Consider the following 23655-nt stretch of genomic DNA (forward strand, 5'->3'; position numbering starts at 1 on the left):
ATCGTAACCGTAGTAATAACCTCTGTATAATCACCTGGCTCACTAGCACTACCATCTGTAGTAACTATATCTATAACTGTGTCTGTCGCGTTTGGTATATTTAAGCTTACCGTAACCGTAGCATCACCTACATCCTCTGCAACTGTAATATCGTCGATGCTAACAACGATTGGAATCTCTGTACAAAAATCAAAACCACCAATAGCAGAACCATGTTGCGCTCCTGTATTACAAGTAGAACAGTTTTGCCATACAATTGTAATACTTGCTATTCCATCTAAATCTTCAAAATTAACACCTATTTGATCATTATCATTAGCAACTGAACTTCCAGTTGCATCTATTTGTCCATTAGCTCCATTAGATGTATATGAAGGTGTTCCAGAATCTGTAAATGTTGGAAAAATTGTATTTCCAGCACCATCAGTAGCAGTTACTGTAAACAAATCCCCACTACCAGAACCATTTGAATTTATATGGTATAAATCAAATCCTACAGAATATATATCTGTGCTAAATGTTATCGTTTGCGTAATTCCAGTAGTTCCGAAACCTGTGGTAAAAAACTCCAATACTTCATCGGCTAGATTTCCAGAACCATTAGAATCTACGGAAGGGCTTTGAGTGGATCCAGTTGTAGGCCAAGTCCCTAGGGTTCCAGTTTCTCCAGAAAAAGTATGTGTTATAGTTATTCCTGAACCATCAACATCATTAAAAGTATTCGTTAAAGCTCCATCTGGTGTCCAATCAAACTCATCAATTCCATTAGGAGCAAATCCATCCCATATTAAATTATATACCGTGTCCGTACAAGCTGGATTTTGGTGCAATGTAACTGGTGCTGGAGCTGTACAAATATTAGCTCCTCCCGCAGTAACATTAGTATTCGTTCCCAAGGTATAATCAACACCTGTTTCTGTAACAAGCCCATTCGCATCCACATTTGCAGGGTCTACTGTACCAAACTGACCACCATCACCACCATCTGCATTCGCATCATTATAAGCCTCATTTGCATCGCTACAACCATCATCATCTGAATCTAAATCTAAATGGTTAGGAATATCATCTCCATCAGCATCTTCGTATGTGCAATATGTAAAATTAGAAAATAGGAAAGTAATAAGTCCATTATTTGTTATATCCCCATCTTGTCTAAATTTATTTGTAGTAATTGAAAAAGATGTAACTAATCCTTCTATGGTTATATCAGAATAATTTAATGATGTATCACCAGAACCATTTGTGAAAGAAGTTATGGTTGGAGATAAAGTATTATTACTCGTTATGATATGAGACGCACCTCCAGAGGCTATAGCATAATCACTATTTGGAAAGGCTGAAGGATTCATTAAAGATCCTAAAGAAATACTCTGTACGTTAGGTCCAGCTGCTGTAACTGTTACGTTATCTCCTTGATCAATACCAGACCATCTAAACTTAACACCAGTTACTGCTTCGCTAAACGTAAACGTATATACCAAACTTTCTGATGCTCCATCATCTATTTCTTCTCCCTGAATTCTCAAAGTTGTAGTATCCTCAACCTCTAGTATATTTAAAGAACCTCCATTTACCTGATTAATTGTAGTTGTAACATCTACATCTACTCCATCAAAATCATAAATATCACTAATAGAACCTACTCCATTTTGATTACCTGTTGGAGCCGTACCTACATTAATATCGGATGCAGCACAATTAAGCCCTTCATCTGTATCTAGAATTCCATCATTATCATCATCATTATCACAGCTATTTCCTACGTTATCAGAATCTGTATCCGTTTGATCTCCATTCGAAACTACCGGACAATTATCTGAAGGATCTCCAATACCATCCCCATCTGTATCTATTACAAAACCATCAGGAGTTGATGCCGTATTTGTACCCGCGACAACTGTGATACTTGTAGGGTCATCTCCTTCCGTTTGAACCGCATTTGTTGGTAAATCTGTATCAGAATCTAAAACATCAATTGTAGCATTTCCTGGCGGCAACGTAGCCGTATAAGTACCATCAGGATTTGTTTGTATCGTTTGGGTATTTCCATTTACATCTGTAATTACTATGGTAACACTTCCTATACCTGATTCTCCACCACCTTGTACACCATTTCCATCCGCATCATTATATACCAATCCGCTAATTGTACCTGGATTAGAACAAGTAATAGCACTACTACTGATACCGGTAACAGACTCTCCGTTAGCACCTTCTGTCGCTCCATTTGCTGGAAATTCCGTTAAGGCACCACTATTCGTAACACCATTCGAACCACCATTGATATTAATCGTTGGCGTACCCGCAGAAATAGCTACAAAACCAGCTCCACCACCACCACCAGGACCTTCACTCTCGTTATTGGTAATCAATTGATTTCCACCATTACCACCATTAGCACTTAAAGTCAAAGAATTAGCGATTGAAGCAGCACGTAAAACAATACTACCTCCACCTCCACCTCCACCAGGTGCATCATTATGATTAGGTACTGTAGGCAAAGCATTAGCACCATTTGTAATTATATTACCAGAACCTGCAATAGTATCTGCACCTAACAAAATAATACCACCTCCATTGGCAGCATCCTGACTAGCACTATTATTTCTATCTCCAGCTCCTCCTCCTCCTCCGAGGAATATTCTGTTTTGTTCGTTTGCGATTAGTGGTCTTCCTCCTAATCCTCCAACAGCGTCTCTATGATCACCTCCCCAGGCACTGTTACCTGGACCTAAGGTTAAAGCATTTTGGTTACTAGATCCAAAAGAGTATCCACCTCTTCCTCCTCCTGAAGAAGTGGTAAGAGCATTACCATTTGCTATATAATCGGGATCTAAAGTCCAAGCCGCTGATCCTGTACATCCAGTACACATAACACCTGCCCCATTAAACCAAATATTCCCATTATTTCCATTAGAACCTCCTCCTCCAGCGGAGTTATGAGAGTTTCCTCCTCCTCCACCATTAGCAGGAGCTCCCCTTCCATATCTTCCTCCCAATGCATCATAATCCGTCTGATAACCAACAATACTTTCACCTTTTTCAGCACCATTACCCGCAACTGAAAAAACAAAATCACTAACAACAGTAGCTCCGTTTGTTGAAGTAGTATTATCGACCTGACCACCTCTAAACCCAAGACCAGAGGCATCTATATCTCCATTAATGTTTATAGTAGTTGCTGTAATTACAACTAATCCTCCACGTCTACTACCCGCAAAATCTTCCCAAGGTAAAGCAGTAACAGATGCACCAGCATCAATGGTTAGTACATTATATTGTGGAACTTTAATTACCTGTGTTCTCCCTGCTACAAAATATGAATTCGCTATAGCACAAGTTAATGTGATCGTATTGATCGCTGTGGAAGAAACGTAAGCAAACTCATAAAGACCCGAACTCCCATAGTCGGTTATATCACCATAACTAACTGTATTAGTGGTATTAATAGTTGCTCCTTGTGCCTGATAAATTAAAACGAGATCACCACTAACTAATCCTCCTAGATCTGCTGCTACATCATTTACGTCGATAGTGGTATCACCTGCAGAAATATCCGAGGTGACTGGACTATAGGTATTTAAAATTGTATTGGCAGTAGTTACTGTAAGATCACCATCTTTACCTTCTTGACTAAAGATATTGTTATAGGTGAATAAAAACATTAAGGCCATAAGGAATATAAATCCTTTTTGGCCCAATAAGACTTGGGTAATTCTTTTCATATGACGATGGTTTACAAAAACTTGTAAAAATAACTGGGTCCTATTTTCACAAGTATCTTATAATACTTTTTTACTATAAAATTTACTTAAAACTTAATTATTTACGGTTTTACCGTAAATTTTATATACTACAAATATGGCAATACATTTATAATTTTAGTATCTAATTTCCCTTATATTTTTTGATTTTTCGATGAAATACATAATTTTTAGCCGTAAAACACATGAAAAAAACAATAATTCTATTTTCATATCTTGAAAGTCACTTTTTTATTCTTTGTTCATATATATAGTATATTTGCAAACTTTAGCAATAGAACGACAATGAAATTCTCAGAAGAAATCAACAGAAGAAGAACCTTTGGTATCATTTCTCACCCAGACGCGGGAAAAACCACATTAACTGAAAAATTACTTTTATTTGGTGGAGCCATCCAAGAAGCTGGTGCGGTAAAATCTAATAAAATTAAAAAAGGAGCCACTAGTGATTTTATGGAAATTGAGCGTCAAAGAGGAATTTCTGTGGCAACTTCTGTTTTAGCTTTTGAATATCAAGGCGTAAAAATCAATATTTTAGATACACCAGGTCATAAAGATTTTGCTGAAGATACATTTAGAACTCTAACGGCTGTAGATAGTGTTATTGTAGTAATTGATGTAGCAAAAGGGGTAGAGGAACAAACTGAAAAGCTTGTTTCCGTTTGCCGAATGAGAAATATTCCTATGATCGTATTTATCAACAAATTAGATCGTGAAGGGAAAGACGCTTTTGAACTTCTAGATGAAGTGGAGCAAAAATTAGGATTAAAGGTTACCCCTCTAAGCTTCCCTATCGGAATGGGATATGATTTTAAAGGAATATACAATATCTGGGAAAAAAACATAAATTTATTTAGTGGAGATAGTAGAAAAAACATTGAAGAAACTACTGAGATATCTGATCTAAATTCGGCTGAATTAAACACGTTGATTGGAGAAGATGCTGCGGAAACCTTGAGAGAAGAAATCGAATTAGTGGATGGTATCTACCCTAATTTTGAACAAGATTTGTATCAAAAAGGAGAGTTGCAACCAGTCTTTTTTGGATCTGCATTGAACAACTTTGGTGTTCGTGAATTATTAGATTGTTTTATATCCATTGCTCCAACTCCGAGACCTAAGGAGAGTGATATTAGAATAGTACAGCCTGACGAAAAAGACTTTACTGGTTTTGTATTCAAGATTCATGCAAATATGGATCCAAAACATCGAGATCGTTTAGCTTTTATAAAAATTGTATCTGGAACTTTCGAAAGAAATGTCCCTTATTTACATACCAGACATAATAAAAAATTAAAATTTTCTAGTCCTAATGCATTCTTCGCAGAAAAAAAGGAAATCGTAGATGTATCTTATCCAGGAGACATTGTGGGGCTACATGATACGGGTAATTTTAAAATTGGAGATACATTAACCACTGGTGAGAAACTGAACTATAAAGGTATTCCTAGTTTTTCTCCTGAGCATTTTAGATACATCAACAACGCTGACCCTATGAAATCCAAACAGTTAGCAAAAGGTATTGATCAATTAATGGACGAAGGTGTCGCACAATTATTCACATTAGAATTAAATGGCAGAAAAGTTATTGGAACTGTTGGAGCTTTACAATACGAAGTAATTCAATATAGATTAGAACATGAATATGGTGCTAAATGTACTTACGAAAATCTAAATGTTCATAAAGCATGTTGGGTAGATGCCGAAGATGAAAATAATGACGAATTCAAAGATTTCAAAAGAGTTAAAGGCAAGTTTTTAGCAAAGGACAAACAAGGTCAACTCGTATTTCTTGCTGATTCTTCATTTAGTTTACAAATGACTCAACAAAAGTATCCTTCTATTACATTTCATTTTACTTCTGAGTTTTAAATCGATTTTAAGTGGTTTTCCAGAGTTTTCTCTAAGAAACCTTAAGATTACCATTCTTAAAAAATTAAAACTCATTAAAGAGGGTTTATAGAATGCGATTTACTATGAGTAATAATTAAAATCTATGATTTTAAAAAAATCAATAATAAAATCAAATATTAATCTTTCGAATTATCGAAAGCACGTTTTCCGATTAGAATTTCAAAAAACAATTTAAAATCCGATAACAAGCTCCACAACGGATACCTAAATGTAGCTGGTTTATTTTTTTCGAAAAACGCATGACCTACCCAAGCAAAACCATATCCTACCACTGGAACTAAAAACCATTTCCAACCCCAACCATAATAAATAGCTATACCAATTATTATAAAAACTAAAAAAGTGCCAATAAAATGGAGCGTTCTACTTGTTCTATTTTGATGTTCACTAAGATAGAACTTATAAAATTCAGAATAAGTTTTAATTCGATCAGACATATCTCACTAATTAGCCATAAAGAGTGTTTAAGATACTAAAAAAATATATCCATATCAAGGTTGTATTTATAATAAATAACCCACTAATTATAAAACTAGTGGGTCTAAAATCTTTTGTTATAAACACATATTTTTTTATGCTTGTCCTGTAGGTCCAAAATTCAAAGGAATTGGCGGTTGCTCGTAGTCCTTTATTTCTCCATGTGCTGCTTCAAATCGAGCCACGTTATCACCTAATGCTTTTAATAAACGTTTTGCATGTTGTGGAGTTAATATAATTCTGCTCTTCACTTTGCTCTTAGGTCTACCAGGCATAATATTTACAAAATCAACAACAAATTCTGACACCGAATGGTTTATAATTGCCAAGTTGCTATATATTCCATCAGCTACTGCATCATCTAACTCTATATTTAATTGATTTTGTTTTTGGTTTTTTTGATCTGCCATTTTCTATTTCTTTATAAAATAATGGATATAAAAAAGAAAGCCTGCCAATTGGCAGGCTTTCCATATTTTAATTATAATTTACTTCTTGTCGTTGCTCCATTCGATCTTCGAATTCTTCTTTGGAACCTACGATAATACTTTCGTAGTCTCTCATACCTGTTCCGGCAGGTATTCTATGTCCTACGATTACGTTCTCTTTTAATCCTTCTAGATCATCAACTTTACCACTTACGGCAGCTTCATTAAGAACCTTTGTCGTTTCCTGGAAGGATGCTGCAGAAATAAATGATTTAGTCTGAAGTGACGCTCTTGTAATACCTTGAAGTATTGGAGTTGCAGTTGCAGGAGTAACATCTCTAGCTTCTACTAAGTTCTTATCTTCTCTACGTAAGATAGAATTTTCATCTCTCAAATCTCTCGGTGAAACAATCTGTCCAGCCTTCAAGTTTTCACTATCTCCAGCGTCTTCAACTACTTTCATTCCGAATATAGCATCATTCTCCTGTATAAAGTCAGATTTATGAACTAATTGGTTTTCTAAGAAAATAGTATCTCCTGGATCTTGGATTCTTACTTTACGCATCATCTGACGTACTACCACCTCAAAGTGCTTATCATTAATCTTCACACCCTGTAGTCGATATACTTCCTGTACTTCATTCACCAAATATTGCTGTACTGCAGAAGGTCCTTTGATTTTCAAAATATCCTCTGGAGTCACAGAACCATCAGATAATGGCATTCCTGCACGTACAAAATCGTTCTCTTGAACTAGAATTTGATTCGATAACTTAACAAGATATTTCTTAATCTCTCCAATTCTTGATTCTACGATAATTTCACGGTTACCACGCTTGATTTTACCAAATGAAACTACACCATCAATCTCACTAACAACAGCTGGGTTAGAAGGGTTACGTGCTTCGAATAATTCTGTCACACGTGGAAGACCTCCTGTAATATCCCCTGCTTTTGCAGACTTACGTGGTATTTTTACTAAGATCTTACCAACCTTAATTTTATCGTTATCATCTACCATAAGGTGTGCACCTACTGGAAGGTTATAAGAACGAAGTACTTCATCACCACTTCCCATTATAAGAAGGGTAGGGATCTTTTTCTTATCACGAGATTCTGAGATTACCTTTTCTTGGAATCCAGTTTGCTCATCTATTTCTACTTGATAAGTAACACCTTGTTCTACATTTTCATATTTCACCTTACCGGCAAACTCTGAAATAATTACACCATTATATGGATCCCATTGACAGATACTTTGATCTTTCTCAACCATATCACCGCTATTAATAAACAACTGTGATCCGTATGGTATCAAATTAGTACTAAGTACTATCTTAGTTTTAGGGTCTACAATCTTAACTTCAGAAGTACGAGAAATTACTACATCAATCTCATTACCTTCAGAATCTTCACCTTTTACAGTCTTTAATTCTTCTATCTCTGCTTTACCAGCAAATTTGGTTTTTAATTGATTTTCTTCAGAAATGTTACTTGCAATACCTCCAACGTGGAATGTACGTAGTGTAAGCTGAGTACCAGGTTCTCCAATCGATTGTGCAGCAACAACACCTACCGCTTCACCTCTTTGAACCGTTTTTCCTGTAGCTAAGTTACGTCCATAACATTTTACACAGATTCCTTTCTTAGCCTCACAAGTAAGAGCTGAACGAACTTCTACAGATTCTACTGGAGAATCTTCGATGATTTTTGCCGTAGCATCATCAATTTCCACTCCTGCTTCTACAAGTACTTCTTGAGTCAATGGATTAATTACATCCACTAATGAAGTTCTACCTGTAATTCTTGAAGCAAGACCTTCTATAATTTCTTCGTTCTTCTTTAAAGGTGTTACTTCTACTCCTCTTAACGTTCCACAATCTTCGATATTAACGATAACATCTTGTGCAACATCCACTAAACGACGTGTTAAGTATCCAGCATCTGCAGTTTTTAATGCCGTATCCGCTAATCCTTTACGAGCACCGTGTGTAGAGATAAAGTATTCAAGAATTGAAAGACCTTCTTTAAAGTTAGAAAGAATTGGGTTTTCAATAATTTCACCACCTGCAGAGTTAGATTTTTTAGGTTTCGCCATTAATCCACGCATACCAGTAAGCTGTCTAATCTGCTCTTTAGATCCCCTCGCTCCAGAATCAAGCATCATATACACTGAGTTGAATCCTTGCTGATCTTCTCTAATACGTTTCATCGACAATTCTGTCAATTCCGCATTGGTAGAGGTCCAAATATCAATAACCTGATTATAACGCTCATTATTAGTAATAAGACCCATGTTATAATTAGCCACAATATTATCTACCTGACCATTAGCATCAGCGATCATTTTATGTTTTTCTTCAGGAATAATAATATCTCCTAAACTAAACGATAAACCTCCTCTAAATGCAAATTCATATCCTAACGTCTTAATCTCATCTAAGAATATTGCAGTTTCAGGAACACTAGTTACCTTTAAAATACCTCCGATAATATCTCTCAATGATTTTTTGGTTAAAACCTCATTGATATATCCAGCTTTTTCTGGTACTTTTTCGTTAAATAAAACTCTACCTGTAGTAGTTTCTATAATTTTAGTTACCAGCTCACCGTTCTCATCGATATCTTTAGTTCTAACTTTAATGTTAGCATTGATATCAAGTCTCTTCTCGTTATAAGCTATAATTACTTCTTCTGGAGAATAGAATGTTAGGTCTTCTCCTTTGATTACTAACTCTGGAGTCGATCTACGTGATTTTGTCATATAATATAACCCAAGTACCATATCCTGAGAAGGTACGGTAACTGGAGAACCATTTGCAGGGTTCAAAATATTATGAGAAGCAAGCATTAATAACTGAGCTTCTAATATAGCTTCAGGTCCTAAAGGTAAGTGTACCGCCATCTGGTCACCATCAAAATCTGCATTAAATGCCGTACATACCAATGGGTGTAACTGAATCGCTTTACCTTCAATAAGTTTTGGTTGGAAAGCCTGAATACCTAATCTGTGAAGCGTTGGAGCACGGTTTAGTAATACTGGATGCCCCTTAAGCACATTTTCCAAGATATCCCAAACAACAGGCTCTTTTCTATCTATAATTTTCTTTGCTGACTTAACTGTCTTTACAATACCACGCTCGATTAATTTTCTAATCACAAATGGCTTGTATAGTTCTGCCGCCATATTCTTGGGTAAACCACACTCAAATAATTTCAATTCTGGCCCTACAACAATTACAGAACGTGCTGAATAATCCACACGCTTACCTAATAAGTTTTGACGGAAACGACCTTGCTTACCTTTTAAAGAATCTGATAAAGATTTTAATGGTCTGTTAGAATCTGTTTTTACAGCAGATGCTTTACGTGTATTATCAAATAAAGAATCTACAGACTCCTGTAACATACGCTTCTCATTACGTAAGATTACTTCTGGAGCTTTAATTTCCATAAGACGCTTTAAACGATTATTACGTATGATTACACGACGATATAAATCATTTAAATCAGAAGTAGCAAAACGACCTCCATCTAAAGGTACTAATGGACGTAATTCTGGCGGAATTACAGGAACCACTTTTAGAATCATCCACTCAGGACGATTTTCTCTATTTTTATTTGCATCACGTAACGACTCTACAACTTGTAGACGCTTTAAAGCTTCTGTCTTACGCTGCTTAGAAGTTTCATTATTCGCTTTATGTCTTAACTCATAAGATAATTCATCAAGATCGATTCTCTTTAAGATTTCGATAAGGCATTCAGCCCCCATCTTAGCGATAAATTTATTTGGATCAGTATCATCTAAATATAGATTTTCCTGCGGAAGACTATCTAATATATTTAAATATTCCTCTTCTGTAAGGAAATCCATTTTCTGAACTGGTTCACCTTCTTCATTCTTAGCAATACCAGGTTGAATTACTACATATCTTTCGTAGTAGATGATCATATCAAGCTTCTTAGAAGGAAGCCCTAATAAATATCCTATTTTGTTAGGTAAAGAACGGAAATACCAAATGTGTGCTACAGGAACCACTAAGTTGATATGCCCTACACGATCTCTACGAACTTTCTTTTCCGTTACCTCTACACCACATCGATCACATACGATTCCTTTATAACGGATTCTCTTATATTTACCACAAGCACATTCAAAGTCCTTAACAGGACCAAAAATACGCTCACAGAACAAACCATCACGCTCAGGTTTGTGAGTACGATAATTAATAGTTTCAGGTTTTAAAACCTCTCCTTGAGATGCAGCTAAAACTGACTCTGGAGATGCCAAACCAATAGAGATTTTATTAAATCTCTTTACTGTATTCTTATCATTATTTCTTGCCATAATATATGGTTACTTAAGAATTATTGTAATTTAAATTTGAATAATAACTCGTTAGAAAAACCTCTCCCCAGATATAAAATCCAGGGAAAAAAGTTTTACTTATTATTATTCTTCTAATCTGATATCCAGACCAAGACCTTTCAATTCATGCATTAATACATTGAATGATTCTGGTAATCCAGGTTCTGGCATTGGCTCACCTTTTACGATACTTTCGTATGTTTTAGCTCTTCCAATAACATCATCAGATTTAACAGTCAATATCTCACGAAGGGTTGCAGAAGCTCCATATGCTTCCAGAGCCCATACCTCCATCTCTCCAAAACGCTGACCTCCAAACTGTGCCTTACCACCAAGTGGTTGCTGAGTAATCAACGAGTATGGTCCGATAGAACGTGCGTGCATTTTATCATCAACCATATGCCCTAACTTAAGCATATAGATCACACCTACAGTTGCCGGCTGATCAAAACGATCTCCCGTACCACCGTCATACAGATATGTATGCCCAAATCTTGGTATACCTGCTTCATCCGTAAATTCATTAATCTGATCTAGTGAAGCACCATCAAAAATTGGAGTAGCATACTTTCTACCTAATTTTTGACCAGCCCAACCTAATACGGTTTCGTAGATCTGACCAATATTCATACGAGAAGGTACCCCTAGTGGATTTAATACGATATCTACAGGTGTTCCATCTTCTAAGAATGGCATATCTTCTTCTCTTACGATTCTTGCTACGATACCTTTGTTACCGTGACGACCTGCCATCTTATCTCCTACCTTAAGCTTACGTTTTTTAGCGATATAAACTTTAGCTAGTTTTATAATTCCAGAAGGTAATTCATCCCCAACAGAGATCGTAAACTTCTCTCTACGTAGGTTACCTTGTAAATCATTTTCTTTGATCTTAAAATTATGGATCAAATCTGCAACCATTTTATTTAGATGGTCATCAGTTGTCCATGTTCCTTTAGTAAGATGTGCATAATCATCAACACTGTTAAGCATTTTCTGAGTAAACTTCTTACCCTTAGGAAGTACTTCTTCTCCTAAATCATTGATAACTCCTTGTGAAGTTTTACCTCCAACAATTACAAATAGTTTATCAACTAACTCAGATTTAAGAAGAGCAAACTTAGCATCATAAGATCTTTCTAATATTGAAATATCTTCTTTATCCTGTGAACGCTTACGCTTATCTTTTATAGCTCTAGCGAATAACTTTTTATCTATTACAACTCCATGTAATGATGGTGAAGCTTTTAATGAGGCATCTTTTACATCTCCTGCTTTATCTCCAAAAATAGCTCTAAGAAGTTTCTCTTCAGGTGTTGGATCACTTTCTCCTTTTGGTGTAATCTTACCTATAAGAATATCTCCTGGCTTGATTTCTGCACCAACTCGGATCATTCCATTTTCATCAAGATCTTTAGTCGCTTCTTCAGAAACATTTGGAATATCATTAGTCAACTCCTCATTACCTAATTTGGTATCTCGAACTTCTAATGAGTACTCATCTATATGGATAGAAGTAAAGATATCATCTCTAACTACCTTTTCAGAAATTACAATCGCATCCTCAAAGTTATATCCTTTCCAAGGCATGAAGGCTACTTTCATATTTCTTCCTAATGCAAGCTCTCCATTTTCTGTAGCGTAACCTTGACATAAAACCTGACCTTTAGTAACTCTATCTCCAGCTCTAACAATTGGCTTTAGATTGATAGAAGTCCCTTGGTTAGTTTTACGGAATTTAATTAAGTTATATGTTTTAGAATCACTATCAAAACTTACCATTCTCTCTTCCTCCGTACGGTCGTACTTAATGATAATTTTTTGTGCATCCACATACTCTACAACTCCTTCTCCTTCTGCATTAATTAATACTCTCGAATCGGAAGCAACTTGTCTTTCTAATCCAGTACCTACAATTGGCGCGTCAACTCTTAATAATGGAACTGCTTGACGCATCATGTTTGATCCCATCAAAGCACGGTTTGCATCATCATGTTCTAAGAAAGGAATCAACGAAGCAGAAATAGAAGCAATCTGATTAGGTGCAACATCGGCATAATTTACGTTACCTGGCTCGATAACAGGGAAGTCACCTTCCATACGAGCAATCACCTTATCACTTTCTATAGTACCGTCTTCTTTTAATGGAAGATTGGCTTGCATGATTAATTTTTCTTCTTCTTCTTCGGCACTTAAGTATTTAAATTCACTTAAATCAACTTTTCCATCTTCTACTTTTCTATATGGAGTCTCTAGGAATCCCATAGAATTTACTTTTGCAAATACCGCAAGTGAAGAAATTAATCCAATATTTGGTCCTTCTGGAGTTTCGATAGGACATAAACGACCATAATGCGTATAATGAACATCTCGAACCTCGAAACCAGCTCTCTCTCTAGACAGACCTCCAGGTCCAAGAGCAGAAAGTCTACGCTTATGAGTAATCTCTGCTAATGGATTTGTTTGATCCATAAACTGAGACAACTGATTCGTTCCGAAGAATGAATTAATTACAGAAGATAATGTCTTTGCATTAATTAAGTCAATTGGTGTAAAAACTTCATTATCTCTAACATTCATACGCTCACGGATCGTACGAGCCATACGCGCTAAACCAACACCAAATTGCTGTGATAATTGTTCTCCTACTGTTCTAACACGACGATTAGAAAGGTGATCGATATCATCTATCTCAGCTTTAGAATTAATTAACTCGATTAAGTATTTGATAATAGTAATAATATCCTCTTTGGTAAGTACTTGCTTATCCATTTCGATATTAAGACCTAACTTTTTATTCATTCTATAACGTCCAACCTCACCAAGGTTATATCGTTGATCAGAAAAGAATAATTTGTCAATTATACCTCTTGCAGTCTCCTCATCAGGCGGTTCTGCATTACGTAATTGACGATATATGTGTTCTACTGCTTCTTTTTCAGAGTTAGTAGGATCTTTTTGTAGTGTATTATGAATAATAGCATAATCACCTTTTTGATTGTCTTCTTTATGAAGTAAAATAGTTTTAGCTCCAGAATCTACAATCTCATCTAGGTGATCTTTATCTAAAATAGTATCACGATCTAAAACGATCTCGTTTCTTTCTATAGAAACAACTTCTCCAGTATCTTCATCTACGAAATCTTCATGCCAAGTATTTAAAACACGTGCAGCTAATTTACGACCTAATACTTTTTTCAATCCAGATTTGGATACTTTAACTTCTTCAGCAAGGTCAAAAATTTCTAAAATATCTTTATCTCTTTCAAAACCTATCGCACGGAAAAGCGTCGTAACTGGTAATTTTTTCTTTCTATCAATATATGCGTACATCACGCTATTGATATCTGTAGCAAATTCTATCCAAGAACCTTTAAAAGGAATTACTCTTGCAGAATATAACTTAGTTCCATTTGCATGGAATGATTGTCCAAAGAACACACCAGGAGATCGGTGTAATTGCGATACAACAACACGTTCTGCACCATTGATACAAAATGTACCACTAGGTGTCATATAAGGAATAGTACCTAAATAAACATCCTGAACTATAGTTTCAAAATCCTCATGTTCAGGATCCGTACAGAAAAGTTTTAAACGTGCTTTTAAAGGAACACTATACGTAAGTCCTCTTTCAATACATTCTTGTAAATCATATCTTGGTGGATCTACAAAGTAGTCTAAAAATTCTAGTACAAATTGATTACGTGTATCCGTAATCGGGAAGTTTTCCATGAAGGTATTATAAAGACCTTCATTTCCTCTTTCTTCGGACTTTGTTTCTAATTGAAAAAAGTCTTGAAAAGATTTGATCTGAATATCAAGAAAATCCGGATATTCTGGTCTATTCTTTACGGAAGAAAAATTCAATCTTTCAGTTTGCGTTGCTAACATCAATGGACGGAATTAAATTAAAATTTAAAAAATGGCGTAAGTAACCTAATAGTTATATACGCAAAATGGTTTAGACCTTAGAGAAAATTCTCCAGGTCTAAACCTCTATGTCAATATTTGGTAAGCTTACTTAAGCTCAACCTCAGCTCCAGCCTCTTCTAATTGAGCTTTAAGAGCTTCTGCTTCGTCTTTTGCTACTCCTTCTTTAATTGCACTTGGAGCACCATCAACTAATCCTTTAGCGTCTTTAAGACCAAGACCAGTTAATTCTTTTACTAACTTAACAACAGCTAACTTAGCACCTCCTGGAGCTTTAAGGATTACGTCAAACTCTGACTTCTCCTCTGCAGCATCACCACCACCAGCAGCACCACCACCAGCAACAGCTACAGCAGCAGCAGCAGGCTCGATACCATACTCCTCTTTTAATATATCAGCTAATTCATTAACTTCTTTTACTGTTAAATTAACTAGTTGTTCTGCGAATTCTTTTAAATCTGCCATTTTCTATCGTTTTAAATAATTTTTTTTAATTGAAATATAATTTGTTAAAAAGTGCGTACACGCTTAGATTATCCTTCTTTTTCGGATAATGTTTTAAGGATACCTGCTATCGTACCTCCACCAGACTTTAATGCCGAAATAACATTCTTAGCTGGAGACTGTAGCAAGCCAATAATATCTCCGATAACTTCCTCTTTAGACTTGATATTAACAAGCGCTTCAAGATTTTCATCACCTACAAAAATTGCTTCTTCTACAAAAGCTCCTTTTAATAAAGGCTTTTCTGATTTCTTACGAAACTCTTTAATTACCTTTGCCGGTGCGTTACCAGTTTCAGAGAACATTATAGAGGTGTTACCTTTTAATACATTTGGTAACTCTCCAAAATCCTTATCTGAATTCTCCATTGCTTTTGCAAGGAGTGTGTTTTTAATTACTTTTAATGATACGTTCGCTTTAAAACAAGCTCTACGTAAGTTCGACGTTGTACCTGCATCTAATCCTGAAATATCTGCTAAATAAATATTAGAATTTTCAGCTAACTGAGCAGTTAAGTCTTCAATTACTTGTGATTTTTCTTCTCTTGTCATAATCGTGTTTCTTAATTACCCAGCAAAGTTTTTAGAATCAATCTCTACACCAGGGCTCATAGTAGATGATATATAAATTGACTTTATATATGTCCCCTTAGCAGCTACAGGCTTTAACTTTACTAATGTTGTCAATAACTCTTTTGCGTTTCCAGCGATCTTATCAGCAGAGAAAGAAGACTTTCCTATTGCAGCATGTACAATTCCTGTCTTATCTACTTTAAAATCAATCTTACCAGCTTTTACATCAGATACAGCTTTAGCAATATCCATAGTTACAGTTCCGGTCTTTGGATTAGGCATTAAACCACGAGGCCCTAAAACTCTACCTAATGGACCTAACTTACCCATTACGCTAGGCATTGTGATGATAACATCTACATCAGTCCATCCCCCTTTGATTTTATCAAGGTATTCGTCTAAACCAACAAAATCTGCTCCAGCTTCTTTCGCTTCAGCTTCCTTATCTGGAGTTACTAACGCAAGAACTTTAACATCTTTTCCTGTTCCGTGAGGTAAAGTTACCACACCACGCACCATTTGATTTGCTTTACGCGGATCTACGTTCAATCGTACTGCTAAATCTACAGAAGCATCAAAATTTACGTTTGTTATTTCTTTTACCAAAGCAGAAGCCTCATCTAATGAATAAGCTTTATTCTTATCTACTTTAGCTCTAACTTCTTTTTGCTTTTTAGTTACTTTTGCCATTTTCTACACGTTTTGGATTAAAAAGGAGCATCTCCTTTTACGTTAACACCCATTGAACGAGCGGTACCAGCAATCATTTTCATAGCTGACTCAACAGTAAATGCATTTAAATCTTGCATTTTATCTTCTGCGATCGTACGAACTTGATCCCAAGTAACACTAGCTACTTTTTTACGGTTTGGCTCTCCTGAACCTTTCTTTGTTTTTGCTGCTTCCAGTATTTGAACTGCTGCTGGAGGAGTTTTAATTACAAAGTCAAAAGATTTGTCTTTGTAAACACTTATAACTACTGGTAATACTTTACCAGCTTTATCTTGTGTCCTACCATTGAATTGCTTACAGAATTCCATGATATTAACTCCGGCAGCACCTAAAGCAGGTCCAACTGGTGGGGATGGGTTAGCCGCTCCTCCACGTACCTGAAGTTTTACAACCTTACTTATCTCTTTAGCCATTTTTCTAATTTTAAATTAGAATCGTTCTATAAAGTGGAAGCAATAAGAACAATTCAGATATATAATGTAACAATTACTATACTTTTTCTACTTGCATATAACTTAACTCTAATGGTGTCTTTCTACCGAAAATCTTCACCATTACCTCAAGCTTACGCTTCTCTTCATTCACCTTTTCCACAGATCCGTTGAACCCGTTAAAAGGACCATCTATTACCTTTACAGTTTCTCCAACCGTATAAGGAATAGCAACATTATCAGTTTTAACAGCGAGCTCATCAACCTTACCTAACATTCTGTTAATCTCTGCCTTTCTTAAAGGAACAGGATCACCTCCCTTAACTTCACCAAGAAAACCAATAACACCATTTATAGACTTAATAATATGCGGAATCTCTCCCGATAAATTAGCTTCTATCATTACATAACCCGGAAAGTAAACCCTTTCCTTGTTTATTTTCTTTCCATTACGAATCTGAACAACTTTTTCAGTAGGTACCAAAATCTGAGAAACATAATCCTCCATACCTAAATGAGCAATCTCTCTTTCTATATAGTCTTTTACCTTATTTTCCTGACCACTTACAGCACGAACAACGTACCACTTTTTTGTATTACTTACCTCAGCCATTGTTATTAAGATTTAACTAACGTAAAATAATACTCTATAAGATTGCCAAACAATGTATCTACTCCCCAGATAGCTAAAGAAAAAATAACTGAAAAAACTATAGTAACTAAAGTTAACCTCTGTGCCTCAGCCCATGGTGTCCATGTTACATGGTTTTTCAACTCATTATACGATTCCGTTATGTAATTTATTAATCCAGCCATCTTATTGTTCTTTAAAATGACAACAAAATTGTCATTATTAAATTCATTATAGAAACCTTATGCTAAAAACACAAGATCTTAATATTGTTATTGCACGGGTTGAGAGGCTCGAACTCCCGACACCTGGTTTTGGAGACCAGTGCTCTACCAACTGAGCTAAACCCGTATACATAAGTCAAGGTATTCGTCGTAACGAATACCTTTCCTTATATCTATATATTATTTAGTCTAAAATTTCGGTTACCTGACCAGCACCTACTGTTCTACCCCCTTCACGGATAGCAAAACGAAGACCTACATTCATTGCAATTGGCTGAATAAGCTCAACAGTAATTGTTAAGTTATCTCCAGGCATTACCATCTCAACTCCATCAGGAAGCGCAATGTTTCCAGTTACGTCAGTTGTACGTACGTAGAACTGAGGACGGTAGTTATTATGGAATGGAGTGTGACGTCCACCTTCTTCTTTCTTAAGGATATACACCTCAGCTTTGAAATTTTTATGTGGAGTTACAGATCCTGGCTTAGTAATTACCATACCACGAGAGATCTGAGTCTTTTCAATACCTCTTAATAAGATACCTGCGTTATCACCAGCTTCTCCTCTATCTAATATCTGACGGAACATCTCGATACCTGTAATAGTAGAAGTTAACTTCTCAGCTCCCATACCGATGATCTCTACAGGATCCCCAGTGTTAGCGATACCAGTTTCGATACGTCCTGTTGCTACAGTACCACGACCAGTAATAGAAAATACATCTTCGATTGGCATTAAGAAATCTTTGTCGATCTCACGTAATGGCTCCTCGATCCAAGCATCTACTTCTTTCATTAACTCAAGCACAGTGTCAACCCACTTTTGCTCACCGTTAAGAGCACCAAGAGCAGAACCAGCAACTACAGGTCCATTATCTCCATCATACTCATAGAACGAAAGAAGATCTCTTACTTCCATTTCTACTAATTCTAATAATTCCTCATCGTCTACCATATCCACTTTGTTAAGGAATACAACGATTCTTGGAATACCTACCTGACGTCCTAATAGGATATGCTCACGAGTTTGTGGCATTGGTCCATCAGTAGCAGCAACCACTAAGATCGCACCATCCATCTGAGCAGCACCAGTTACCATGTTCTTTACGTAATCGGCGTGACCTGGACAGTCAACGTGTGCGTAGTGACGATTAGCTGTTTGGTATTCTACGTGAGATGTATTAATAGTAATACCTCTTTCTTTTTCTTCTGGAGCGTTATCGATAGTATCAAAATCTCTAGCCTCAGAAAGACCAGCATCTGCTAATACTTTAGTAATCGCAGCAGTTAAAGTTGTTTTACCGTGATCAACGTGTCCAATAGTACCAATATTTAAGTGCGGTTTGGAACGATCAAAAGTTTCCTTTGCCATAATTAATTTATTTAATCTTAGTTATATATTAGTGTTCAATTAATGCTTCTGAACTAAGAGCCAATGACGAGATTTGAACTCGTGACCTCTTCCTTACCAAGGAAACGCTCTACCCCTGAGCTACACCGGCTTTTTAAAGTACAGAATGATAAACCAGACTTCTTTATTTAATGTCGAAAGAAAACCGATTCATCATTATTTCTATATTAAAAATCCAATGCTAAAAATGCATCAAGATTAGCTCTATGCTTTTGAGCGGGAGACCGGGTTCGAACCGGCGACATTCAGCTTGGAAGGCTGACGCTCTACCAACTGAGCTACTCCCGCTTTTACAACCTTAATAATTTAAGATTGAAGGTGTGGGGAGAGCAGGATTCGAACCTGCGAAGGTAAAAACCAACAGATTTACAGTCTGTCCTCGTTGGCCGCTTGAGTATCTCCCCAATAATTCACTAATTTAATACTGAACTTTTCAATTTTGAATGCGCAAAAGTAAACAAATATTTTACAATTCAAAATTAAATTTTAAAAGTGTTAATTTCTTTCAAAATTACCACTCTAAAAGAGCCGATAGAGGGACTCGAACCCACGACCTGCTGATTACAAATCAGCTGCTCTAGCCAGCTGAGCTATATCGGCTTTTCACTATGTTTTTGAACATAAAAAAGTCCGCTATTTCTAACGGACTGCAAATGTATAGAATTTATTTATTACACAAAACATTTTTTTAAAAAAAATCATCAAACATGTGCATTTAATTTTTCTTTACGTTTTCGAAGTTGTCTTTCCAAAGAACTAACACACTCATCCACACCTTCTTCGAAGGTTTTATTTATTTTTTTAATAATAAACTCGTCTCCCGGAACACTCAATAAAATTTCAGTAATCTTATTTTCTTTTCCGCTTGTATTCATAACTTTCAAAAAAACATCTGCATAAATTATACGGCTAAAATGATTTTCCAACTTATCTAATTTCGCTTGAGTAAAATTTACCAATTTCTGATCTACATTAAAATTTACGGACTGCAAGTTTACTTTCATAGGTATTATTTTAATTGGTTGAACAAAATATTAAAAGCCTAAAAGAAGGAAGCTAGATATCTTCACTTTACTTTTTATTCCTAGGATGAGAGTTCTTGTGTATTTTTGCAAGCTGCGCTATACTCTGATTTGTATATACCTGAGTAGCTGCCAAGCTAGAATGACCAAGTAATTCTTTTACAGCATTTAAATCTGCACCTTCGCCTAGGAGATGTGTCGCAAATGAATGTCTAAGTATATGCGGACTCCTTTTTATCTTCGAAGATACCTTACTAAAATAACTATTTATGATTCGATAAACAAGTGTTTCGTATATTTTAACTCCTTTTTGAGTAATTAACAAAGCTTTATCTTCAGGATCAGAAAGCACTTCTTCTCTTAACAATAAATACTTATCTGCCGTATGAAGAATCGAGGGAATGAGAGGTATATACCTTTCTTTATTTCTTTTACCTACCACTTTTATTTGCTTCGACATAAAATCTACATCTCCCACTTTAAGATCTACCAACTCAATCCTACGAATCCCAGTACCATAAAAAAGCTCCACAATTAACCGATCCCTAACACTTATAAAATCATCATTCCCTTCTAATTCACTTAAGACTACATCCACCTCTTTATCAGAAAAAGGAATCTGTATTTTTTTAGAAACTTTCAGAGCCTGATGCTTCGCCAGAGGATTCTTTTCTATCTCCCCCAATTTCAACAAAAATCTATAATAAGCTTTTAAAGAAGAAACCTTTCTATTAATAGTTCTATTGGAGACCTGATGATCAACCAAGCTAACAATCCATGAACGAATCTGAGAATAATTGGACTTTGATATATCTTGATCTCCAAATTCTTGTAAATAAAACTCTGAGAAAGACACTAAATCTTTATGGTAAGCTATAACAGTATGCTTGGAGTATTTTTTTTCTAAAAGCAGATAATCAACAAACTTTTCAATCAACATAAAAAAACCATTGAAAAACAAAAGTATAAAACTTTTATTTCCCAATGGTCTAAATTTATATAGTAAAAAACGAAGTTTGACTCTTTATTCCTAAAAAGCCAATAAATACAACGCTTTACATTTTAATTAAATTTCCTCTTGATCTCTTAAGTGCTGAATATATTGCGCTTTTTGGATCTGAGCTCTGCGCTCCACAGAAGGTTTTGTAAATGCCTGACGCTTTCTAAGCTGACGCATTGTTCCTGTTCTGTCGAATTTACGCTTAAAACGCTTCAACGCTCTATCTATATTCTCTCCGTCTTTAACTGGTATAATTAACATAGTGCACCTCCTTTCTTTAAAAATTAGGCTGCAAAGATACTACAATAGTATTATCTACAAAGCTTTTTTTAATAATTTTAATTAGTCGCGTAATTATGTCCCTTTTTTATTTTAAAGACCACACTGTATATCCTTTTGGTGGGGCTTGTATTTTTACCCATCTTCCACCCTGTGTTACTGGTTCCCAGTTAGAATTACCTGTATAGTCCTTTATCCTTCTACTCGACCAATTTGTTTGAATCCATCTTTCTTTCCAGGAATTAGAATTGTTTATATAAACAACCAGACCATTTTTACCATAACCTCCATTTCTTCTTGCGATGTACTCATCATTATCTGTCCATAAATTAGTAGTACTTCCTCCGGCAAGGTTATTATGAATCCAAATAAGATTGTTCATCTTACTCTTACTTAACCAATCTTCATAATCTCTATAAAATATTGCTGGATATCCTTCATGTGTTAAGATATAAGCATATGCCAATAATTTATTATTAATAATTTCGTCCGTATCATGATTTGCCACAAAGGTAACCGCTCTACTAGCATTTCTTTTCCATAGCATATCACCACTAAGTGCATTTAGGTTATTACCCATAAAAGCATCTCTCATTTTATAGTAACAACCAAAGTCAAAAGCTGACATTTGTGCTTGATCTGTCCACCATTTTAAGGTATTTACATTTCCATCCCAGTATTCTCCAACCCCAAACACACCTGTAGATCTACGAAACTCTTTAGCAACCCAAGGAGCAAAACCTTTCACATAATCAAATCTATAACCATCAAACCCCATCGTATTCTTATAATACTTTGCTACAGAATTATTTCTTTTCCACAACCAATCTTGTACATACGATTTATTATGACTTAAATCAGGAAAACCTCCGAAAATTCCACTATCCGAATTATATGCCTCATTTGGATGAAAGTCATACTTTGTTCTATTGAATTTATTAGACATGGGATTAAACAAGGTATATGTATCTTTCCCTGCAAATTCATTCGATTCTAAATCACCTCCACTATTATGGTTAATTACAATATCAGCAATTACATTTACCCCATTATTATGTGCTCTAGATATGAGAGACTCTAGTTCGGATCTGGAACCAAATCTAGTTTCTGTGCTTCCCATTTGGTTATATTCTCCAAAGTCATAATAATCAAAAGGATCATACCCCATAGAAAAAGGACCGTTTTGAGCTTTGCTTACTGGTGGCAACCAAATTGCATCTATACCAGCATCACTCCAGGAACTAACTTTTCCTTTTACTACATTCCACCAAGTACCCCCCGCAGGAACATCCCAGTAAAATGCTTGCATCATTACTCCAGAACCAATAGTTTTAAGGCCTGCTCTGGTAGAAACTAATTCTTCAGGTTTTTCTGATTCGGGTTCTACATTGTCTAAAATCTCATCTTTACCACAAGAAGCTAAAAGAAATGTGATCGCTAGTAGAAAATAAACGAGCTTAAAAGTTTTCATAATTATTAGTGTTTTTTGTGTTAACTAGCTCACAATGTAGGGTTTTTACAATGAACGAAAACGTTTGAATAATCACTCAAACGTTTTCGTGTTGATAAAATTTTAACATTTTCATAAAATTACATCTACTTTATCATCAAAATCACATTTTTACGCATAAAAAATAGAAAAATCCACAAACGATATTGATTCATTAATCAATCGTTGTGGATTTTATAAAGTCTTTAAAGAATAATTAATAATTATCTCCTTATCGATTACTATTTTGGAAAATGAAAACCATTTTCGCCAAAATACAAATCTCAGTTAGGCCTCTACAGCTGGTTTGTACTCCTTCTTATCGATTACCATTTTGGAAAATGAAAACCATTTTCGCCAAAATACGAATCTCAGTTAGGCCTCTACAGCTGGTTTGTACTCCTTCTTATCGATTACCATTTTGGAAAATGAAAAAACATTTTCGCCAAAATACGAATCTCAGTTAGGC

Annotated in this window: 17 protein-coding genes and 5 tRNA genes; 1 reads left to right on the top strand and 21 read right to left on the bottom strand. The window is 35.5% G+C overall.

Annotated features, from left to right (window positions below; translation table 11 throughout):
- On the bottom strand, positions 1-3728 hold a 3728-nt coding region (locus Q1A73_RS23795), incomplete at its 3' end, for an SdrD B-like domain-containing protein (RefSeq protein WP_299611098.1).
- Positions 3729-4052: 324 nt separating this feature from the next.
- On the opposite strand from Q1A73_RS23795, the gene Q1A73_RS23800 reads away from it, so the two are divergent.
- A complete protein-coding gene (locus Q1A73_RS23800) occupies positions 4053-5639 on the top strand; it encodes a peptide chain release factor 3 (RefSeq protein ID WP_299611101.1) in 1587 nt (528 codons plus the stop codon).
- 158 nt (positions 5640-5797) lie between these two features.
- On the opposite strand, the gene Q1A73_RS23805 is transcribed toward Q1A73_RS23800, so the two are convergent.
- The 20 genes from Q1A73_RS23805 to Q1A73_RS23900 form a co-directional block, all read right to left on the bottom strand.
- On the bottom strand, positions 5798-6118 hold the full coding sequence (locus tag Q1A73_RS23805; protein WP_299611104.1) for a DUF962 domain-containing protein: 321 nt from the start codon (positions 6116-6118) through the stop codon (positions 5798-5800).
- Positions 6119-6253: 135 nt separating this feature from the next.
- Positions 6254-6568 carry a DUF3467 domain-containing protein gene (locus Q1A73_RS23810; protein ID WP_299611107.1) on the bottom strand — a complete coding sequence of 105 codons (315 nt, stop codon included), beginning with the start codon at positions 6566-6568 and terminating at the stop codon, positions 6254-6256.
- Between the two features lie 67 nt (positions 6569-6635).
- The gene (rpoC, locus tag Q1A73_RS23815) at positions 6636-10937 is read right to left on the bottom strand and encodes a DNA-directed RNA polymerase subunit beta' (RefSeq protein ID WP_299611110.1); all 4302 of its coding nucleotides are present in this window, start codon (positions 10935-10937) and stop codon (positions 6636-6638) included.
- Positions 10938-11042: 105 nt separating this feature from the next.
- Positions 11043-14852: a DNA-directed RNA polymerase subunit beta gene (gene rpoB, locus Q1A73_RS23820; RefSeq protein WP_299611113.1), complete on the bottom strand. Its 3810-nt coding sequence runs from the start codon at positions 14850-14852 to the stop codon at positions 11043-11045.
- Between the two features lie 126 nt (positions 14853-14978).
- The gene (gene rplL / locus Q1A73_RS23825) at positions 14979-15356 is read right to left on the bottom strand and encodes a 50S ribosomal protein L7/L12 (protein ID WP_299611116.1); all 378 of its coding nucleotides are present in this window, start codon (positions 15354-15356) and stop codon (positions 14979-14981) included.
- A 68-nt stretch (positions 15357-15424) separates the two neighbouring features.
- Positions 15425-15946 (bottom strand): 50S ribosomal protein L10, encoded by a 522-nt coding sequence (gene rplJ / locus Q1A73_RS23830; protein WP_299611119.1) that lies wholly within the window; start codon positions 15944-15946, stop codon positions 15425-15427.
- A gap of 15 nt (positions 15947-15961) precedes the next feature.
- Positions 15962-16657: a 50S ribosomal protein L1 gene (gene rplA / locus Q1A73_RS23835; RefSeq protein WP_299611122.1), complete on the bottom strand. Its 696-nt coding sequence runs from the start codon at positions 16655-16657 to the stop codon at positions 15962-15964.
- Between the two features lie 17 nt (positions 16658-16674).
- Positions 16675-17112, bottom strand: a complete 438-nt coding sequence (gene rplK / locus Q1A73_RS23840; protein WP_299611125.1) for a 50S ribosomal protein L11 — start codon at positions 17110-17112, stop codon at positions 16675-16677.
- 76 nt (positions 17113-17188) lie between these two features.
- Positions 17189-17743: a transcription termination/antitermination protein NusG gene (gene nusG / locus Q1A73_RS23845; protein WP_299611127.1), complete on the bottom strand. Its 555-nt coding sequence runs from the start codon at positions 17741-17743 to the stop codon at positions 17189-17191.
- A gap of 5 nt (positions 17744-17748) precedes the next feature.
- Positions 17749-17946, bottom strand: coding sequence for a preprotein translocase subunit SecE (gene secE / locus Q1A73_RS23850; protein WP_299611130.1), 198 nt, complete (start codon positions 17944-17946; stop codon positions 17749-17751).
- Positions 17947-18039: 93 nt separating this feature from the next.
- A tRNA-Trp gene (locus Q1A73_RS23855) sits at positions 18040-18112 on the bottom strand.
- Positions 18113-18169: 57 nt separating this feature from the next.
- Entirely contained in the window at positions 18170-19357 is a 1188-nt protein-coding gene (gene tuf / locus Q1A73_RS23860) for an elongation factor Tu (RefSeq protein WP_280931104.1), read from the bottom strand.
- A gap of 58 nt (positions 19358-19415) precedes the next feature.
- Positions 19416-19487 (bottom strand) — tRNA-Thr (locus tag Q1A73_RS23865).
- Between the two features lie 124 nt (positions 19488-19611).
- Positions 19612-19684, bottom strand: a tRNA-Gly gene (locus Q1A73_RS23870).
- Between the two features lie 33 nt (positions 19685-19717).
- Positions 19718-19800: transfer RNA gene (locus Q1A73_RS23875), tRNA-Tyr, on the bottom strand.
- A gap of 122 nt (positions 19801-19922) precedes the next feature.
- A tRNA-Thr gene (locus Q1A73_RS23880) sits at positions 19923-19996 on the bottom strand.
- A gap of 101 nt (positions 19997-20097) precedes the next feature.
- Positions 20098-20400, bottom strand: a complete 303-nt coding sequence (gene raiA, locus Q1A73_RS23885; protein WP_299611135.1) for a ribosome-associated translation inhibitor RaiA — start codon at positions 20398-20400, stop codon at positions 20098-20100.
- 67 nt (positions 20401-20467) lie between these two features.
- Positions 20468-21358 (bottom strand): tyrosine-type recombinase/integrase, encoded by an 891-nt coding sequence (locus Q1A73_RS23890; protein ID WP_299611137.1) that lies wholly within the window; start codon positions 21356-21358, stop codon positions 20468-20470.
- Between the two features lie 126 nt (positions 21359-21484).
- Entirely contained in the window at positions 21485-21679 is a 195-nt protein-coding gene (rpsU, locus tag Q1A73_RS23895; protein ID WP_034242830.1) for a 30S ribosomal protein S21, read from the bottom strand.
- Between the two features lie 106 nt (positions 21680-21785).
- Positions 21786-23168 (bottom strand): alpha-amylase, encoded by a 1383-nt coding sequence (locus Q1A73_RS23900; protein ID WP_299611147.1) that lies wholly within the window; start codon positions 23166-23168, stop codon positions 21786-21788.
- Between the last annotated feature and the right edge of the window lie 487 nt (positions 23169-23655).

Source organism: uncultured Aquimarina sp., from assembly GCF_947492115.1.
GTDB lineage: Bacteria > Bacteroidota > Bacteroidia > Flavobacteriales > Flavobacteriaceae > Aquimarina.

Excerpts from the sequence above, each read along its gene's own strand:
- rpoC (WP_299611110.1), bottom strand. The coding sequence starts at position 10,937 with ATGGCAAGAAATAATGATAAGAATACAGTAAAGAGATTTAATAAAATC.
- secE (WP_299611130.1), bottom strand. The coding sequence starts at position 17,946 with ATGGCTGGATTAATAAATTACATAACGGAATCGTATAATGAGTTGAAA.
- Q1A73_RS23890 (WP_299611137.1), bottom strand. The coding sequence starts at position 21,358 with ATGTTGATTGAAAAGTTTGTTGATTATCTGCTTTTAGAAAAAAAATAC.
- rplL (WP_299611116.1), bottom strand. The coding sequence starts at position 15,356 with ATGGCAGATTTAAAAGAATTCGCAGAACAACTAGTTAATTTAACAGTA.
- rpoB (WP_299611113.1), bottom strand. The coding sequence starts at position 14,852 with ATGTTAGCAACGCAAACTGAAAGATTGAATTTTTCTTCCGTAAAGAAT.
- Q1A73_RS23800 (WP_299611101.1), top strand. The coding sequence starts at position 4,053 with ATGAAATTCTCAGAAGAAATCAACAGAAGAAGAACCTTTGGTATCATT.
- nusG (WP_299611127.1), bottom strand. The coding sequence starts at position 17,743 with ATGGCTGAGGTAAGTAATACAAAAAAGTGGTACGTTGTTCGTGCTGTA.
- tuf (WP_280931104.1), bottom strand. The coding sequence starts at position 19,357 with ATGGCAAAGGAAACTTTTGATCGTTCCAAACCGCACTTAAATATTGGT.
- rplA (WP_299611122.1), bottom strand. The coding sequence starts at position 16,657 with ATGGCAAAAGTAACTAAAAAGCAAAAAGAAGTTAGAGCTAAAGTAGAT.
- raiA (WP_299611135.1), bottom strand. The coding sequence starts at position 20,400 with ATGAAAGTAAACTTGCAGTCCGTAAATTTTAATGTAGATCAGAAATTG.
- rplK (WP_299611125.1), bottom strand. The coding sequence starts at position 17,112 with ATGGCTAAAGAGATAAGTAAGGTTGTAAAACTTCAGGTACGTGGAGGA.
- Q1A73_RS23900 (WP_299611147.1), bottom strand. The coding sequence starts at position 23,168 with ATGAAAACTTTTAAGCTCGTTTATTTTCTACTAGCGATCACATTTCTT.
- Q1A73_RS23805 (WP_299611104.1), bottom strand. The coding sequence starts at position 6,118 with ATGTCTGATCGAATTAAAACTTATTCTGAATTTTATAAGTTCTATCTT.
- rpsU (WP_034242830.1), bottom strand. The coding sequence starts at position 21,679 with ATGTTAATTATACCAGTTAAAGACGGAGAGAATATAGATAGAGCGTTG.
- Q1A73_RS23810 (WP_299611107.1), bottom strand. The coding sequence starts at position 6,568 with ATGGCAGATCAAAAAAACCAAAAACAAAATCAATTAAATATAGAGTTA.
- rplJ (WP_299611119.1), bottom strand. The coding sequence starts at position 15,946 with ATGACAAGAGAAGAAAAATCACAAGTAATTGAAGACTTAACTGCTCAG.